Origin of the sequence: Larkinella arboricola (assembly GCF_003259745.1) — a bacterium.
In the GTDB taxonomy this organism is placed as follows: domain Bacteria; phylum Bacteroidota; class Bacteroidia; order Cytophagales; family Spirosomataceae; genus Larkinella; species Larkinella arboricola.
The window spans coordinates 79781-95230 of the sequence record NZ_QLMC01000004.1; the positions used below are offsets into that span (position 1 = coordinate 79781).

A 15450-nucleotide genomic window follows, 5' to 3' on the forward strand; every position below is an offset into this window, starting at 1 on the left:
TCATGAGCGAATTGTATCTGGTGACCGACACCGACATGGGTTGTCGGGCGGGTCATACCGTGCCATACATCGTGGAGGAAGCGTGCCGGGCCGGGGTCCGGTGGGTGCAGCTGCGGGAAAAAACCGCATCAACCCGCGCCTTCGTGGAACTGGCTGGAGAACTGAAACGGATTACGCAGATGTACGGCGCCCGACTGATCATCAACGACCGCGTCGATGTAGCGCTGGCCGTCGATGCCGATGGGGTACACGTGGGGCAGGATGATATGCCGCACCACCTGGTCCGGAAGCTGATCGGGCTGGACAAAATTCTGGGCCTTTCGGTAAACAACCTGACGGAGTTGCAGGAAGCTAAAGGTGCCGATATTGATTATCTCGGAGTGGCCGCCATTTTTCCGACAGCGACGAAACAGGACACCTCCAGTTTGCTGGGACTGGAAGGGCTTCGAGAAATTTGCCGACAGACTCGCCTGCCCACGTTTGCCATCGGCGGCATCAACGCCGGAAACATCCGGGATGTGATGCGGGCGGGGGCCACGGGAGCCGCCGTCGTTTCGGCCATCTGCGGCCACCCGTCGCCTTACGAGGCCGCCCGGGAACTGAGTTTATTAATGAGCGAATAAGTGAGTTTGAATGCGTAAATGGTTCGCCAATTATCACCCCTTGCGAAGCGATTCATTCAAAATTCACTCATTCAAAATTGACCCAGGATATGAAAATCTACGCACGTACTCTCACTATTGCCGGTTCCGACAGCGGGGGCGGGGCCGGTATTCAGGCCGATTTGAAAACGTTTGCGGCTTTGGGCTGTTACGGTATGTCGGTGCTGACGGCGCTGACGGCCCAGAATACCAAAGCCGTCACCGGTATTTTTCCGGTGCCGCCCGCGTTTATTGCAGAACAACTGAAAGCCGTCCTGAGCGACATCGGCACTGATGCCGTTAAAATCGGGATGCTGCATTCGCCCGAGGTGATTGAGGTGGTTGCCAAAACGCTGGTCGAATTTGGCGTCACGAATATTGTGCTTGATCCGGTTATGGTGGCCAAAAGTGGCGACAAACTCTTGCAGGACGAAGCCGTCGATGCGCTTAAATCCTATCTGCTTCCTATTGCCACGCTTATCACGCCTAACCTGCCCGAAACCAGCGTATTGCTGGGCCGGACCGTTGAGCTACAGGCCGATATGCCACAAGCCGCCGTCGATCTGTTAAGATTGGGTGCCGGTGCGGTTTTGGTAAAAGGCGGCCACCTCATAACGGACGACAGCGCCGATTTACTCTATCTGGCAACGAGCGAACATCATTGGTTTTCGACCGCCCGGATTGACACCAAAAATTCACACGGCACGGGTTGCACGCTGTCGTCGGCCATCGCGGCAGGTCTGGCCAAAGGCTTGTCCGTCGTGGAAGCCGTCTCCGCAGCTAAAACCTATCTGACGCAGGCCCTTCGGACAGGGGCGGAGTATCGCCTGGGGCATGGACACGGCCCCGTTCATCATTTTTACGATTTCTGGACTCATTAGTATGCAATTTACCGAACAACTCTGGCAGGACATTCAACCCATTTACAAATCCATTTTAGAACACGGTTTTGTGAAGAAACTAACGGCGGGAAGCCTGCCTTCGCCCACGTTTCAGTATTATATTCAACAGGATGCGCTGTATCTGGTCGATTTTGGCCGGGCGCTGAGCCAACTGGCCGCCCGCAGCACTCAGCCCGACGACATGCTGCAATTTGCCCAGTTTGCCCAGAACGCCATTCTGGTCGAACGGGCGCTGCATGAAACGTACTTTGCGCTGTATGCTATTGAACCGCAAACCGTCAAGATGCCTGCCTGCTTCGCCTACACCAACTACCTGCTGGCTACCACTTCCTTGCAATCCATTGCGGTGGGGGCCGCTGCCGTATTACCCTGTTTCTGGATTTATCGGGAAGTGGGCCGGTTTATTTACCAGCGGGCTATTCAGGCCAACCCATACCGGGCCTGGATTGATACGTACGCGGGCGATGCCTTTGACCAGTCGGTGACGCAGATGCTGGAACTAACCGACCGGTTTGCGGAACAGGCCGGGTCCGCTGAACGGGAGATGATGCGGGAAGCTTTCCGGATGTCGAGTCGGCTGGAATGGTATTTCTGGAACGATGCGTATACCCTGAACGGTTGGCTGGTATAAAACCGGGGTGGATTCTACTCGTTATCCAGGATATCGGCGGCCAGGGCGTTGACGGTTTCCCACGAAAAAGGCAGCCACATACCCGTGTTGTCGTCAAACACTTCGGTGGCCTCTTCGCACGGAAACAGCTTATAGTCAAACTTGGGGTAGTTGCTGACGAGGTAGCCGGGATAATAGTATAGTTTGTGCTGCTGCCGGGCGTAGATGATTTTTTGCATCATCAGAAATTTACCCAGGCTGTACCGACGGTATTCAGGATCATAGAAGTTCATGATTCCGGCAATGCTTTCGGCTCCGTGGTCAAAAATACCGACGGCAATCAGATGATCTCCGTCCCGGACTTCGACGGAATACGTGTCAAAAGCGTTATAGGTCGAACCGCTCATGAGCCAGAACTCCACGGATTCGGGGGCTTCGAAGTCAACCGCGTTGCGATACCGGTTGTAAAGCGCCCGGATTTCGCTGGTCAGCGCGAAGGGTTTGATCTCTACCGTAAACGCTGCGTTGCGCCGGAGCAAAGCCCGCTGCTTGCTCCCGAACTCGACGTTTGCCAGGTCGAACCGCAGCCAGTGTACGGGTAAAATGGTGTTATCGTAAACCAGGTACCGGCAGGTAAAAATATCCTGATGCATCCGGAAATAGCCCAGGCTCAGGTATAAATCCAGTTCACTTCCTTTCATGGTCATGGTCAGGGAGTATAAATAGGGCATGATCAGCCTACAAGTTAATAGCAAACGACCAACAACCCGCCGTTTCCCGATTGATTATCTAAATCAGGCCGTCGTCTTTAAAAAGCTTGTAAATGGACATGGCGTGGCCGTGTCCCAAATCAAAATCTTCTTTTAGCCAGGCTACAATTTCACCCGCTTTTGTACCCGGTTTAAGTAACCCTTTTTGGCTGGCGAGTTGTTTGAAATCCTCCGGTTTTTTCCCCGTTTTCTTCTCAATATTGTCAAGATAAGCCTGGAAAGACATACTAGCTACGAGTTGAAGTACAATAGATCGGGTAAAAATAGAAAAGTTGTGGACATATTCCACTTCGAAAAGCGCATTACCGGGGAAAAGGAATCAAAACACGGCAAACCACAGACCGGATTCGCCAATAAGCAAAACGACGGGTTGGCTGGTCTGTCGATTAACAACAACTCAGTCGCCCGGTTTCGCAGTTGAGAAGTCCCTTCTGCCAGTTGAAGAACAATCCAACTGATTGGGGCCCGGCCTTGCGCTAGTTTTGTTTTACGCCCAACCATTCAGACCGACATTGTACATGGCAGCCACGGTTTTACAAACAACGGACTTATTTGAATTTGATCAGATACCGGATTCGGGTGCTTCACCGACCGCCGGTTTTCTGCGCTTTCACCACCGTAAAGCCGGGAATATTGTCATCAGAAACATCGGATTTCCACATATGCAGATTATGGAAATGCACTGGGAAACCGCCGAAGACATTGAGTTGCACGACGTCAATCCCTCCGAAGGCGTTTCCATCAATTTCATGCTCAGCGGGGCTATGGATACGCAGTTTAGGGGAATCCGCCCGGCCTTGAACATGCGCCCCGGTACCCATAATCTGGTGCATGCGCCCGAAGCCACTCACCTCAGCCGGTTGAAGCGGGGGCAATCCATGTCCATGCTGCTGGTGAGTCTGGAAAAAGCGTTTTTTGCGTCGGCCATTGGGTCATCCGATCGCTGGAGTGAACAGGTTCTGACTGATTTTGGCCACCGGCGGCCTTTTTCCGGCGTTCCGGGCACCTCGACCATCACGCCCCGGATGCAGCACCTGATCCATGATATTCGAGATGGCAAGGCAATGGGGCCCATGCGCAACCTGCTCATTCAGTCGCGGGTATTGGAGCTGGTGGCGCTGGAAATCGAGCAATTCAGAACGCCGGTTCCGGGCGCTGAAACCATGCCGGTGGATGAAGTTGAAAAACTGCACCAGCTAAAACGTTACCTGGAAGCCAACTTTCTGGCGGAACACTCGCTGGCGCAGTTGAGCCGGTATTGCCTGCTGAATGAGTTCAAGGTCAAAAAAGGCTTCAGGCAACTGTTCAATATTACGGTTTTCAATTACCTGCGCAAACTGCGGATGGACCATGCCGGACAACTGCTGCGCCACGGCCCCCTGTCGGTGGATGAGGTGGCCGACCAGCTTGGCTACGAGCATTCGCAGCATTTTTCGATTGCCTTTAAAAAATACACGGGGGTGACACCTTCCCAATACCAGCACGGAAAACCGTCCGTTTATGCCTAGCCGTTGACGGTAATGGGCCGGATGACGCCAGATAGACCACAAAACGGGTATACCCTCTGGCAAACCCATTTTGTGGTCATCCGATTGACGGTATTTTGCAAAACAGTTACAATAAATTCAGCTGCACCAGTCCTGACAAAAACTGATAGCAACCGGTTTTGGTGCGGGTAAATTCGTCGGATAAGTCGGCGAATTGGGATGGAATAACCGTGTGACGCCCGAACCGGGGCTTTTCGCACGGAAGCAGGTTGCTGGAAGCACACCCCGCGTTTTCGCACACCACATCTGTGCGCAGGCGGTTAAACCAAATTTTCAGCCGATTCAGCCCCCGGTAATAATCAATGGCCCGGTAGCGTAGGTTCTGGTGATTATACTGATCCAGCACATCTTCCAAAAGCGTAAGCAACTGGTTAATCTCCTGCTCAAGATTCGTCAGCGTGACGGCCCAGCGCTGATTTTCGGTGTGACAATGTTCCAGTTGGCGTCGTTCCAAGTAAGTGATTGGTGTTTCCATCCTGTCGATATTTTCTGTAAAGCTGCCGGTTTGTCCGGGGCTTTCCCATGACCCTGATCAGATCGGGAACTGATGATGCTCAGTTGCTGGCGACGTTAAGATCACCTGACGGGTTGACGCCGGTCATCGGTTCGGCAGGTTCTGTCGGCAATCTTTGTGTCATCAAATTATCAACACGACAATAATCTTTAATCAATACGACGATGAATACGAAACTTGCTTTTCCCGCCCAACCCGTTGCCGAACACAACCTGAGCCATAGCTGGACGACCCGGTATAATAACCTGATTGCGTTACTTGAATCCGGCGACTACCGGTTTACGATGATGGGGGCGATGCTGATGCTCCAGGGTTGTATCCTGACGCCGGTTGCCTTGCTGATTTTCCAATATTTTGATTTCGGTTACAGTGACCTTTTCGCCGGCTTTGCCGTTGTATCGTTCTTTGCGGTACTGGTTTCTAACCTGGGTCTTTTGTCTGTACGGTTTTGCCTGAAGCTTTTTGCCGTTAACGTGCTGCTTCACCTGCTGGTGATCGCTCTCCACTTCGTTCACTAAGCGTCTCTTTTCATAACCGGCAAACCGCTGCCCTTCTGCGAAAGCGTTATATTCAGCAAGAGTATAACGCTTTGGTTTTGTCTAGGCCGGAAAGAAAAAGATGCAAAAAACGGCGAACCGGATTCAGTCGGTTTGGGATGCGGTATCAAACAAAAAGCCCCAATCATTTCTGGAGCTTTGCAAAAAGTAGTCAGCAAGCTTAAATCGGATTAATCTTGCTGATTTTTAACCAAGTCCGCAATGTAGCTTTGTAATGAGGTTGTTCCCCGAATCGGGTTGTCCGCGAACTCAGGGGTGTCCAGCGTTGCCGCGGTCATGTTCGCCATCGATTCGGCGGCTTCATCGGAGAATCCGACCGCTTTTAACGACTTTTTCCACTGGTCGCGCGGAATTTCGACGGCTTCAACGGGTTTCTGTAAAGCCGTCGAAAAAGCCGCAGCGACATCCGCCGGTGAGTAGAGTTCCGGCCCTTCGACGTAATGCAAACCCGTTTGATCGACGGGCCCGGTGAGCAGCCGGGCCGCCACCTGGCCGATGTCATTGGGGGCTACCATTGGCAGTTTAAAATCAGCCGGATAGTATGCATATACCTTGCCCTCCGCCCGGGCCGAGTGCAGGGCATATTCCCAATTGCTCATGTAATAAGCGCCACGGATGACGCTGGTGGGGATGGGCTGGCGGGCTAATGCCTGCTCCAGTTCGTACAACACGCCCAGATCGCCAACCCGGTCGCCCGGCTGCGCTCCGTAGGTGGACTGAACCACAATCTTCTCCAGACCGGATTCGTCCAGCGCGGCTAGAATGGCCTGCATGTTTTTGCGTTCTTCGGCGGCTGTATCCGTAGACGGCGGAGCCGGCGGATTGAGCAGGAACAGCCGCTTGCCCTGGCGGAAAACCGCTTGCAAACGTGCTACATCCTGCACATCGGTTATGGCTCCGTGCGCTCCTTTCTGCTTCCAGGTATCCGCTTTCCGGGCATCCCGGGTAATAATGGTAACCGGTTCTCCTTTTTCCAGCAACGCATTCGCTACTGCCGAACCTACGTGGCCCGTAGCTCCAAGGATAATGTACATAGCTTAAAAGTGAATCTAAAAAATGGTTGAGATATGGAGTTTAACGGTAAAGCCGGGGTGAAATTTTGTTTGTGCTCTGAATGATTTTGGACTCAAAAGCCGGGTTCTATTTTTCATTCTAAACGCATTTGACGGTTTTACGCATATCCTGCGTATTTTTAGGCGTTTTCCGGCTGCGTAGACAGCCCCTTGTTCCTGAACCTGATTTTCATGAAAAAAATCTTTCTTCTTTGCCTGCTGACCTGCCTGGTTGGCGGCTTTGCTGCGGCCCAGACTGCCGACGAATTTACGTGGTGGAATCCCGCCAATGCCGAACCTTCGGTGATTGAAGGTCAGGCGTGGACCGGAAAAACCATTCAAAGTCCCTATGACCGCTTACCGGCTGAAGCCGAGAACAACGTCCGGAAGGTGGTCTGGAATCTGTCGCGCAATGCCGCCGGGTTACTGATCCGGTTTCGGGCCAGCACCGAACGGATTACGGTTCGGTACGCCGTGCAAGGGAACCAGGCCATGCCGCATATGCCCGCGACGGGGGTTAGCGGGGTCGATCTCTACGCCGGAAATAGCGACGGCAACTGGCTGTGGTGCAACGGTAAGTATACCTTCGGCGACACGATTCAATACCAGTTTGCCAACCTGCAAGCGGACGACCCGTACCATCAGAAAGGGCGCGAATACCGTTTGCATCTGCCGCTCTATAATTCGGTGAAATGGCTCGAAATCGGGGTGCCAAAGGGTGTCACAGTTACTCCACTGCCTGTACGGGCCGATAAACCCATCGTGGTTTATGGTACTTCCATTGCGCAGGGAGCTTGTGCGTCGCGGCCCGGTATGGCATGGACGGCGATTTTAGGTCGTAAACTGGATCGCCCGCTCATCAATCTGGCATTCTCCGGCAACGGGCGGCTGGAAAAGGAAATCGTCGAGCTACTGCCGCAAATTGACGCTAAAGTCTACGTGCTGGATTGTCTGCCTAATCTGATTACGACGCCCGAACGCTCCGCAGAGGAAGTGAAAAACCGTATTCTGGAATCGGTCCGGACGCTGCGGCAGAAACGACCGGCCACGCCGATTCTGCTGGTCGAACACGCGGGTTACACGGATGGCGATATCAACCCGGTTCGGAAAAAAGCGTACAGCGAAGTCAACGAAATCATGCGGCAGGCGTTTGTGCAACTGAAAGGGGAGGGCATCGGGCAGTTGTATCTGCTGCCAAAATCGCAGATCAACCTCGATACAGACGCGATGGTGGACGGTACGCACCCCTCCGATCTGGGTATGCAGCAATACGCCGATGCCTACGAGCGCGCCCTGCGCACCATTCTGAACGAACCGTCCGGTGAATTTTCAACCATGAAACCCCTGCCCCAATCCCGCGACTCCCGGATTTATGACTGGGAAACCCGTCACCGCGAGATTCTGGCCCGTCTGAAGAGCCATCCGCCCCGCATTGTTTACATCGGCAATTCGATTACGCATTACTGGGGTGGCGAACCCAAAGCCCCGCGCGCCCAAGGTGCCGACTCCTGGAACACGATGCTGGAACCGCTGGGCGTCCAAAACCTCGGTTACGGTTGGGACCGTATCGAAAATGCGTTATGGCGGGTTTACCACGGCGAACTGGACGGCTATCAGGCGGCCCAGGTGGTGCTGATGATTGGGACCAACAACCTTCAGTGGAATTCCAACGCGGAAATTGCCGCCGGGTTGAAGCATCTGATTCAGGCTGTTCAGGTGCGGCAACCGGGTGCCGAAATCCTGCTGATCGGTATTCTGCCCCGTCGGAACGAAGAGCAGCGGCTGATGACGCTCAACGAAGAACTGGCTCAGGTGGCGGGGGAAACCAACATCAAATTTGCCCAGCCGGGCACGGTTTTTCTGAAGCCTGACGGGAAAATCGACGAGTCACTTTTTACCGACGGTCTGCATCCCAACGCCGAAGGATACCGGCGGCTGGCGGCCCAACTTGTGCCGCATCTTAAAAAGGAGTCGAGAGCTGGTTCGAAAAACAAAAAATCGGATACCGCAAAACGTACTAAATAACCCACGTTTCCAGAAAAATTACGGTTTTAATTATCCAAAGCCTATGTTCGGTTACTCAACGGCTGAACATAGGCTTTGCTGTATATACTAAAAGTCAATTGATTATGGTGTTATGGTTGTTGCTACCTGCGTAGAGAGGGCATTTGCCTTTGTAGCGATACACCTGACAAATTGATTTAAGCTGGGTTTCATTAGCTTTCTTTTCAAGACCAACTTTCCATTACGCAGAGTTAACCTATTATTATGGGGCCAGTTAGGCCTGAAATATGTTACCAGAAGCGGTCTATCGGGTAAATACTAAGTAAACTTGATTTATAGTTAATACATCTGGCAAATTTATTGCTTACGTCTCTTGGCCATTTGGTTTAAACAATAAGCAATCATTTTATAACTGCGTCTTGTAATTAACTACTCTTTACAGGCCTGGGAATCGCGTCAGTTTTACTTACTCGATCAGCCGAAGTGAGTAATGGCGGGCTAAAATTTACACGTGAGTAGCGTTAATAAGCTTCATTTCGATGATACTAGTTCTTTTATGGGGAGCCATTTTAGTTAGCTGTCTTGCCTATGGATTGTTTCTTTATAAAGTATTAACTGCCTGCCAATTAATTGACGAAACGGGTCCGGTTCGCGGGAGTGAATTAATTCTGGCCGGTCTTAGTCTGCTGGTCGGGGTGCTGCAAATTGCCTCCTTTTTTGTGCCTACCAACTTTTATTTATCGGCCATATGGCTCGGGGGGGCTTTGGTAATTGCCGGTTTATACCGATCCGGAATGACAGCCTACGTTCGGCAATTCTGGGAGAAACAAAAACAGATTCCGGTTTTCTGGCTTCTGTTTCTGGCCATTGTTCTGTATTCCACGCTGAGTCCGGACCACTTCGATAGCGGCATTTACCACTTGCCTTCCATTCGTTGGAACGAGCGGTTTCCGGTTATTCCCGGGTTGGGAAACCTGCACGGGCGGCTGGCGTTCAACTCCAGTTTTTTTGTCGTGTCGGCGGCCTGGGGGCTAACCGATCTGGTTGGACAAACGCTGTATCCGCTCAACGGAGCCATCTTTCTGCTCGTCTGCTGGCGGCTAATGTCCTGGAAACAAACCCAGTATCCGGTTCTGTCGTTGCTTCTGCTTCTGCTGGTGCTTTATTACCTGACGCGCCACGTGTTTTCGCCGACGCCGGACCTGCCCGCTACGCTTTTGCCCATGACGATGATGCTGATGTGGCTGGATCAGAAACCGGGTTTTGGGTTTCAACTGGTGGTGATGGTTCTGCTGATTGCGCTTTGTGTGACCATTAAGCTGGCCACCATTCCGATCGTTCTGGCCCTGATTCCCATCGGTTGGGCCGTGAGACCCTACCTCACGGTTTCCCGCGTGGCGCTGGTGCTTAGTATCGGTCTGGCATTCGCCGTTCCCTGGGTGCTGCGGAATATTATCCTGTCGGGGTATCTGATTTATCCGTTCCCGGGGCTCGACCTGTTTTCGTTCGACTGGAAAATTCCCATCGAACGGACGCACCACGAGCGGGATTATGTCGAATTCTGGGCCAAATTCCGGATTCACGAAGCGTATATGAATGTGAATTACCTGAAAATGTCCTTTGCGAAATGGGTTCCGATGTGGTGGGAGCGTCAGGGTAATTTCTTCAACCGGCCCATTTGGGTTGTGGCGGTTCTATCGCCGTTGGTGATGCTGAGCCACCTTCTTGCTCCCAAGCGCCGGGTAGCCTTTAATGTTTTGTTAATGCCCTATCTGGTAACATTGGCAGGCTTTTTGTTTTGGTTCTTATCAGCACCCGACTTCCGGTTTGGGTACGCATTTATCTGGTTAACAGCGCTTATTCCCTGGTTGCCAATCCTGCCCGAGCCAGCGGGCGAGCGGATGTTGTCGCTATGGTGCAACCGGCTGGCGGGCAGTGCATCCGTCATCCTGATTGGGTTTTTTGTTGTCTATTATCTGGTAATCAAACACTTTCCCATTCAACAGTACGCATTGATTCCGAAGCCACTGAGTTACCGGGATAAAGGAGCTTACGAATCGCTTTTTACCCTGCGCCACACCCGAAGTGGTCTGGAGGTGTTAAATCCGGTTGGGAGCCCGTTGGAGCAAAATTGTTACGAGGAAGAAGGGAAGCTTTGCGCTCCGTTTTTTTACCCGGATTTAGAATTACGGGGAACCAGAATTGAAGAGGGATTTCGGAGTTCTTTACAGGTACAAAAGCAGATGTCGCTTAATAAATAGTTGGTAGAAAGAGAGATTAAATTACTTGGAGTGGGGGCTATACTATTTACTTTTTGTCTGCTAATAGCATGAAATTATCTATAATTATTCCGGCTTACAACGAAGAAAAAACAATTCGTGTATTGCTCGATCGCGTGGCCAATGTTGACCTGCCCGATCAGATGACGCGCGAGCTGGTCGTGGTGAATGACTGCTCATCGGATCGCACGGAAGATGTCATTAACCGTTTTAGGCTGGACCGGCCAGATATCCTCGTGAATTATGCCAGACACGAAGTAAATCAGGGTAAAGGTGCGGCTTTGCACACCGGTATTCAGCGGGCTACTGGCGATTATATCATCATTCAGGATGCGGATCTGGAGTATGACCCGGCTGAATACCAGCATATTCTGGCACCCATGCTGATGGGGCGGGCCGATGTCGTTTACGGCTCCCGGTTTATGGGGGGGCAGCCCCACCGGGTCCTGTATTTCTGGCATACCATCGGAAACACGTTCCTGACCCTGCTGTCGAATATGCTTTCCGATCTGAACCTGACGGACATGGAAACCTGCTACAAAGCGTTCCGGAGCGATATTATCAAAGGCGTCAGACTGGTGGAAAAACGGTTTGGATTTGAACCCGAAGTGACGGCAAAAATCGCTCGCATTCCGGATATCCGCATCTACGAAGTCGGTATTTCCTACTACGGCCGGACCTATAAAGAAGGCAAAAAAATTGGCTGGAAGGATGGTTTTCGCGCGATTTACTGCATTCTGAAATATAACCTGTTTTCGTCGGCCTCGGACCGGGTTGCGGTTCCATCGGCTCAACCGGCTGTTATGCTGGAAAACAAATAAAAAAGAAGGGCCAATCCGTGATTGGCCCTTCTTTTTTAACGGAATCGGTATCGTCCCTTATTTGACAATCAGAATCTTCTTCGTGCGAATTTGTTTGCCCTGCCGAACACGCACTACATACGTACCGCTGGCGCCGGTCAGGCTGATCCTTTGCTGCTGATACCCAATTCCTTCCCGTTTTTTCTGGTACCACAACCGCCCGGCTTCATCGGCTACGGATACCTCACTGACGGTTTGCGCAGCCGTGTAAAACTGCACCTCGAACGTTCCGCTGCTCGGATTGGGCGTTATCAGCACTTCGTCTTCGTTACCAGCCGTTCCCGATAAATCGCTTAAGCGGGCATTGGGATCGCACGTCAGCGGTTTGGGGGCCTGTTTTAACGTATACGTGCTACCCTGTACTTTGGCGCTGATCTGGAACGTCTGGCCGGTTTTTACCTGCGCCGGAGTTGGAAAATAATAGACGTGGTAGCCGTTGCCCTTACCGGCAGCCAGAATGTCCGGCCGAAAAATATCCGCTCTGGCTGTTCCGATGGACACACCATTGGCAAAGAACTCAACGGTCAGCGGCTCGTTGGGCTTCCGGCGGTCCCACACCCATCCGCGAATCGAACCACACTCCACTTTATCCAGAAAACCCTCAAAATCGCCCGTTACCGGCGTGTTTGACGAACCGACCATCAGCGCAATACCAACCGAGCGGCTGTTAAGTCCGTCGCTGGCCGCGTACGTCAGGGTGTAGTTACCCGCTGTTGACGGTGTTCCGGTAATCTGGCGGGTGGAAGCCGTAAAATTCAGACCGGCGGGTAAACCCGACAGGATGTAGGTCAACGGCTGATTCTCCGGATCGGTGAAAGCGGGTAAGGTAACTGAAAAAGCCGTGTTGGCCGTTGCCGACAGGGCAGAAACCGGGGGCGCTACCGGCGGCTGATTGACCGGGGTAGAGGTGTCATTGATCACCAGGGAAACCGGCACACTGGTTGCGTTCGCCCCGTCCGTAGCGGTATACAGCAGGCTCAGATTGGCTTTTGCACTGGGTGTGCCACTGATGGTGCGGGTGCTGGCCGAAAAGGTTAAACCGGCGGGCAAACCCGTTAGGCCATACGTAAGCGGTTGATTCTCCGGATCGGTAAAGGCGGGAAGCGTAGCCGAAAAAGCCGTATTAACCGTAGCCGAGAGCGACGAAACCGTGGGGGCAACTGGCGGCTGGTTGACCGGTGGTGCTACGATGGGACCCGCGCATTTGAGCTTTCTGGGGGAGTCTCTCAGGATATAACTGCTTCCGCGTATGCGGGTACCGAAGGAATGTTCGAGATTGTCTTTGAGCGTCTCCGGAATCGAAAAATTAAAACCGTGTGCGCCGTTGCCTTTGCCCGCATCCTTCAAATCCTGACGGTAATCGTCGGCAATGACCGTAGCAATGACTTTCTGACCATCCAGAATCTCGACATGAACGGGCGAGTTGGGTCTGTTGCGATCCCAGGCCCAGCCGCGCAGCAAGGTGCAGTCAAGGCCGCCGAGGTAACCCTCAAAACTACCCGGTAGTGAACCCTCCGGATACACGTTGACCTGCACCGGCGCTGACGGAGCACTTTCACAACCGGCATTCTGGCGGCATCTGGCGGTATACACCGTCGTGACTTCGGGATTCACCGGCACCGAAAAACCGGTTTGGCCGTTGCTCCACACCACGGTCTGTGCGCATCCACTGGCTGATAAAATGACGGTTTGCCCTTCCGTAATGTCTGTCAGGCTGGCGCTGATCTGGGGCACTGCCGGTGCAGACCCGCAGTTATTGGCACCCATCTGGAGGTACGACGTATACGTAAACTGATCGTCGTTTGTCACGAGTTTCAGACGATAGAAGGCCAGCGCAGCGGTGTTGTTGTGAACAAAATTGTAAACCTGCCCATTTTGATTGTCGCCGGTCGGGGTAACCGTTGTTACCGAACTGAAAGTGGTTCCATCCGGGCTGAATTCCAGCTCAAACCGTTTGAGATTCGTTTCCCGGCGGGTAGACCAGTTCAGGCTTTTTCCCCCACCGGTAGCTTCCCCGCGAAAGTAAGCCAGTTCGGTCTGGGGGTTGCTTTCCGGGAAAAGAGCAAAGTATTCGTCCAGAAAACGCAACCGGTTTTCCAGCCACGCATTGACGATGGAAAAGTCGCCGGTGTTGACGGTACCGCTCCATTTCAGGTTTTCGCGCCCGTAGGCTCCTTCCGTCGTTAGCAGGTTATAATTGGCTGCGAATTGGTTTTTCAGGTTTTTGACGGACAACTGATTGCGTCGCAGGGCAAACCAGCGGTTACGCATTTTGCTTTTAAAACCGTCTGGATCGAGGGCAAACAAGCGGTTAAAAAGACCGTTGCCAATAATGCTCCGGGTATCTTCCCCCCGGTCGAAGTTCGTTGTATAGCCGAATGTGCCGTCAAAGTCCCACGGAATGAAAAAGTAAGGCTCATTGGGCTTGTATCGCGCCAGAAACTGGTTATTTCCCGTGTTGTCGGTTGCGTAGGTCAGATTGAGGAAGATATAGTAGTCGATCACATTGTCCATGCGTAATTTCTGGGAAACTGTGTTCTTGAATTCATTGGCGGGCGAATTCACCAGAAATTTCAGCAGATCGTACAGGTTGTTCCAGTAAGGGTCCGGATAATCCATCTCCCAGCTGGCCCATTCTTCGGCATCCGGATTGGTTGGAGGATCAGGCAGACCGGTAAAGGTCGTGGCCCCGGTCCAGCCACCCGCCTTATAAAGTTCACCGCGAATCGTACCGTCGTCCTCCGTCTTTTTGAGTTGAAGCTGCTTGCGGTCCATCGGCTCCGTAAACAGATACACCCCGGCGTAGGCCCCGTTGATAAACACATCGCAGTACTTGGTCCGGATGGCCGAATTCGCCTTCGGTTCCTGAGCGGCATAATAGACCTTGTGCATGTCCAGCCAGATAGCGTGCGAAGTGGCGTTGTTGAGTCGCAGGGGCTCGTTATACATGGCCAGCAGGTACCATTTGCTGTCTTCCCGCATATTCAGCAGCGAAACTTCGCGTTCTTCCTCTCCGTTTGGGTCCTGCCAAAGCTCCATGTTGTAGGATTTTTTGGGAAACCGGCGCGAAATATTTCCCCGAATCCGAATGCCCATGTTGGAGGTGAAAAGCGGTTCGCTTCCGTTGGCAAGGCTAAAGACGCCTTTCGTACGGTCGTCGGCATTGCTGATGGTCTGGTTGCCCTGCGTTTTGATTTCAATAAGCGGGAAACCCGTAAAATACAGCGTGAAAATGGCACTGCTGTTTCTGACCTTATAGGCTTTCCCAATCTCAAAAGCGCTGACCGGCTCCGTAAAAGTATAGTCTTTGTCAAGGCGCAGAACCGGGTAAGATTGCCCGGCGGGAAAAGCCGGAAGCTGATTACAGACAATTAATTTCAGGTGATTGTCGATCTGATAACGTCCCGTGGAAACCGGAACCTGTTGGGCAAAGGTGGCGGTAACCTGAAGGAGAAAACAGGTCAGGAAAAAGACATACCACTGCCGGGTTAGCGTAAAGTTTTGGAGCATAACGTTAAGTTTTTTGGTTGACCAAGGCTATCCCCCAACCTGTTAGTACGGATTATGGAACAGCCTGAAACTAGGCTTATGTCCTAAATATACAGATCGTTATTGGATTAGTTATATATTTTGTTAAATATCCGACGGAACGGGTAACATGAAGGAGGGGCTCAAATAAAATAGCCAGCCAATGAATTATTGGCTGGCTATTCG

Annotated in this window: 13 protein-coding genes; 8 read left to right on the top strand and 5 right to left on the bottom strand. The window is 52.3% G+C overall.

Annotated elements, in window-relative coordinates; all coding sequences use genetic code 11:
* The first annotated feature begins 2 nt into the window (after nt 1-2).
* The 3 genes from thiE (at nt 3) to tenA (ending at nt 2174) form a co-directional block, all read left to right on the top strand.
* Complete coding sequence (gene thiE, locus LX87_RS16120; RefSeq protein ID WP_111629303.1) at nt 3-623, top strand: thiamine phosphate synthase; 621 nt, start codon at nt 3-5, stop codon at nt 621-623.
* Nucleotides 624-712: 89 nt separating this feature from the next.
* Entirely contained in the window at nt 713-1522 is an 810-nt protein-coding gene (thiD, locus tag LX87_RS16125) for a bifunctional hydroxymethylpyrimidine kinase/phosphomethylpyrimidine kinase (protein ID WP_111629304.1), read from the top strand.
* A gap of 1 nt (nt 1523) precedes the next feature.
* Nucleotides 1524-2174 carry a thiaminase II gene (gene tenA / locus LX87_RS16130; RefSeq protein ID WP_111629305.1) on the top strand — a complete coding sequence of 217 codons (651 nt, stop codon included), beginning with the start codon at nt 1524-1526 and terminating at the stop codon, nt 2172-2174.
* Nucleotides 2175-2188: 14 nt separating this feature from the next.
* Here tenA and LX87_RS16135 read toward each other — a convergent pair whose 3' ends face one another.
* Together LX87_RS16135 and LX87_RS16140 are read right to left on the bottom strand one after the other, a co-directional pair.
* Nucleotides 2189-2854, bottom strand: a complete 666-nt coding sequence (locus tag LX87_RS16135; RefSeq protein WP_111629862.1) for a GNAT family N-acetyltransferase — start codon at nt 2852-2854, stop codon at nt 2189-2191.
* An 88-nt stretch (nt 2855-2942) separates the two neighbouring features.
* Complete coding sequence (locus tag LX87_RS16140) at nt 2943-3212, bottom strand: DUF4287 domain-containing protein (RefSeq protein WP_229310693.1); 270 nt, start codon at nt 3210-3212, stop codon at nt 2943-2945.
* A gap of 229 nt (nt 3213-3441) precedes the next feature.
* Here LX87_RS16140 and LX87_RS16145 point away from each other — a divergent pair, with 229 nt between their 5' ends.
* The gene (locus LX87_RS16145) at nt 3442-4431 is read left to right on the top strand and encodes a helix-turn-helix transcriptional regulator (protein ID WP_111629307.1); all 990 of its coding nucleotides are present in this window, start codon (nt 3442-3444) and stop codon (nt 4429-4431) included.
* Between the two features lie 106 nt (nt 4432-4537).
* Here the strand turns inward: LX87_RS16145 and LX87_RS16150 are convergent, their stop codons facing one another.
* Nucleotides 4538-4924, bottom strand: a complete 387-nt coding sequence (locus LX87_RS16150; protein WP_170139376.1) for a hypothetical protein — start codon at nt 4922-4924, stop codon at nt 4538-4540.
* Between the two features lie 224 nt (nt 4925-5148).
* Here LX87_RS16150 and LX87_RS16155 point away from each other — a divergent pair, with 224 nt between their 5' ends.
* The gene (locus tag LX87_RS16155) at nt 5149-5502 is read left to right on the top strand and encodes a hypothetical protein (RefSeq protein WP_111629309.1); all 354 of its coding nucleotides are present in this window, start codon (nt 5149-5151) and stop codon (nt 5500-5502) included.
* Nucleotides 5503-5711: 209 nt separating this feature from the next.
* Here LX87_RS16155 and LX87_RS16160 read toward each other — a convergent pair whose 3' ends face one another.
* Nucleotides 5712-6575: an NmrA family NAD(P)-binding protein gene (locus tag LX87_RS16160; protein ID WP_111629310.1), complete on the bottom strand. Its 864-nt coding sequence runs from the start codon at nt 6573-6575 to the stop codon at nt 5712-5714.
* A gap of 210 nt (nt 6576-6785) precedes the next feature.
* Between LX87_RS16160 and LX87_RS16165 the strand changes: the two genes are divergently transcribed.
* The 3 genes from LX87_RS16165 (at nt 6786) to LX87_RS16175 (ending at nt 11697) form a co-directional block, all read left to right on the top strand.
* Complete coding sequence (locus LX87_RS16165; RefSeq protein ID WP_111629311.1) at nt 6786-8618, top strand: SGNH/GDSL hydrolase family protein; 1833 nt, start codon at nt 6786-6788, stop codon at nt 8616-8618.
* 518 nt (nt 8619-9136) lie between these two features.
* Complete coding sequence (locus LX87_RS16170; protein WP_146624491.1) at nt 9137-10858, top strand: LIC_10190 family membrane protein; 1722 nt, start codon at nt 9137-9139, stop codon at nt 10856-10858.
* 68 nt (nt 10859-10926) lie between these two features.
* Complete coding sequence (locus tag LX87_RS16175; RefSeq protein ID WP_111629313.1) at nt 10927-11697, top strand: glycosyltransferase family 2 protein; 771 nt, start codon at nt 10927-10929, stop codon at nt 11695-11697.
* Between the two features lie 57 nt (nt 11698-11754).
* Here LX87_RS16175 and LX87_RS16180 read toward each other — a convergent pair whose 3' ends face one another.
* Nucleotides 11755-15246 carry a CotH kinase family protein gene (locus tag LX87_RS16180; protein WP_111629314.1) on the bottom strand — a complete coding sequence of 1164 codons (3492 nt, stop codon included), beginning with the start codon at nt 15244-15246 and terminating at the stop codon, nt 11755-11757.
* Between the last annotated feature and the right edge of the window lie 204 nt (nt 15247-15450).

What these genes read in the sequence shown, in the direction of transcription:
- LX87_RS16145 (WP_111629307.1), top strand. Translation starts at nt 3,442, where the DNA reads ATGGCAGCCACGGTTTTACAAACAACGGACTTATTTGAATTTGATCAG.
- LX87_RS16160 (WP_111629310.1), bottom strand. Translation starts at nt 6,575, where the DNA reads ATGTACATTATCCTTGGAGCTACGGGCCACGTAGGTTCGGCAGTAGCG.
- LX87_RS16175 (WP_111629313.1), top strand. Translation starts at nt 10,927, where the DNA reads ATGAAATTATCTATAATTATTCCGGCTTACAACGAAGAAAAAACAATT.
- thiE (WP_111629303.1), top strand. Translation starts at nt 3, where the DNA reads ATGAGCGAATTGTATCTGGTGACCGACACCGACATGGGTTGTCGGGCG.
- LX87_RS16155 (WP_111629309.1), top strand. Translation starts at nt 5,149, where the DNA reads ATGAATACGAAACTTGCTTTTCCCGCCCAACCCGTTGCCGAACACAAC.
- tenA (WP_111629305.1), top strand. Translation starts at nt 1,524, where the DNA reads ATGCAATTTACCGAACAACTCTGGCAGGACATTCAACCCATTTACAAA.
- LX87_RS16135 (WP_111629862.1), bottom strand. Translation starts at nt 2,854, where the DNA reads ATGAAAGGAAGTGAACTGGATTTATACCTGAGCCTGGGCTATTTCCGG.
- LX87_RS16165 (WP_111629311.1), top strand. Translation starts at nt 6,786, where the DNA reads ATGAAAAAAATCTTTCTTCTTTGCCTGCTGACCTGCCTGGTTGGCGGC.
- LX87_RS16170 (WP_146624491.1), top strand. Translation starts at nt 9,137, where the DNA reads ATGATACTAGTTCTTTTATGGGGAGCCATTTTAGTTAGCTGTCTTGCC.
- LX87_RS16180 (WP_111629314.1), bottom strand. Translation starts at nt 15,246, where the DNA reads ATGCTCCAAAACTTTACGCTAACCCGGCAGTGGTATGTCTTTTTCCTG.
- thiD (WP_111629304.1), top strand. Translation starts at nt 713, where the DNA reads ATGAAAATCTACGCACGTACTCTCACTATTGCCGGTTCCGACAGCGGG.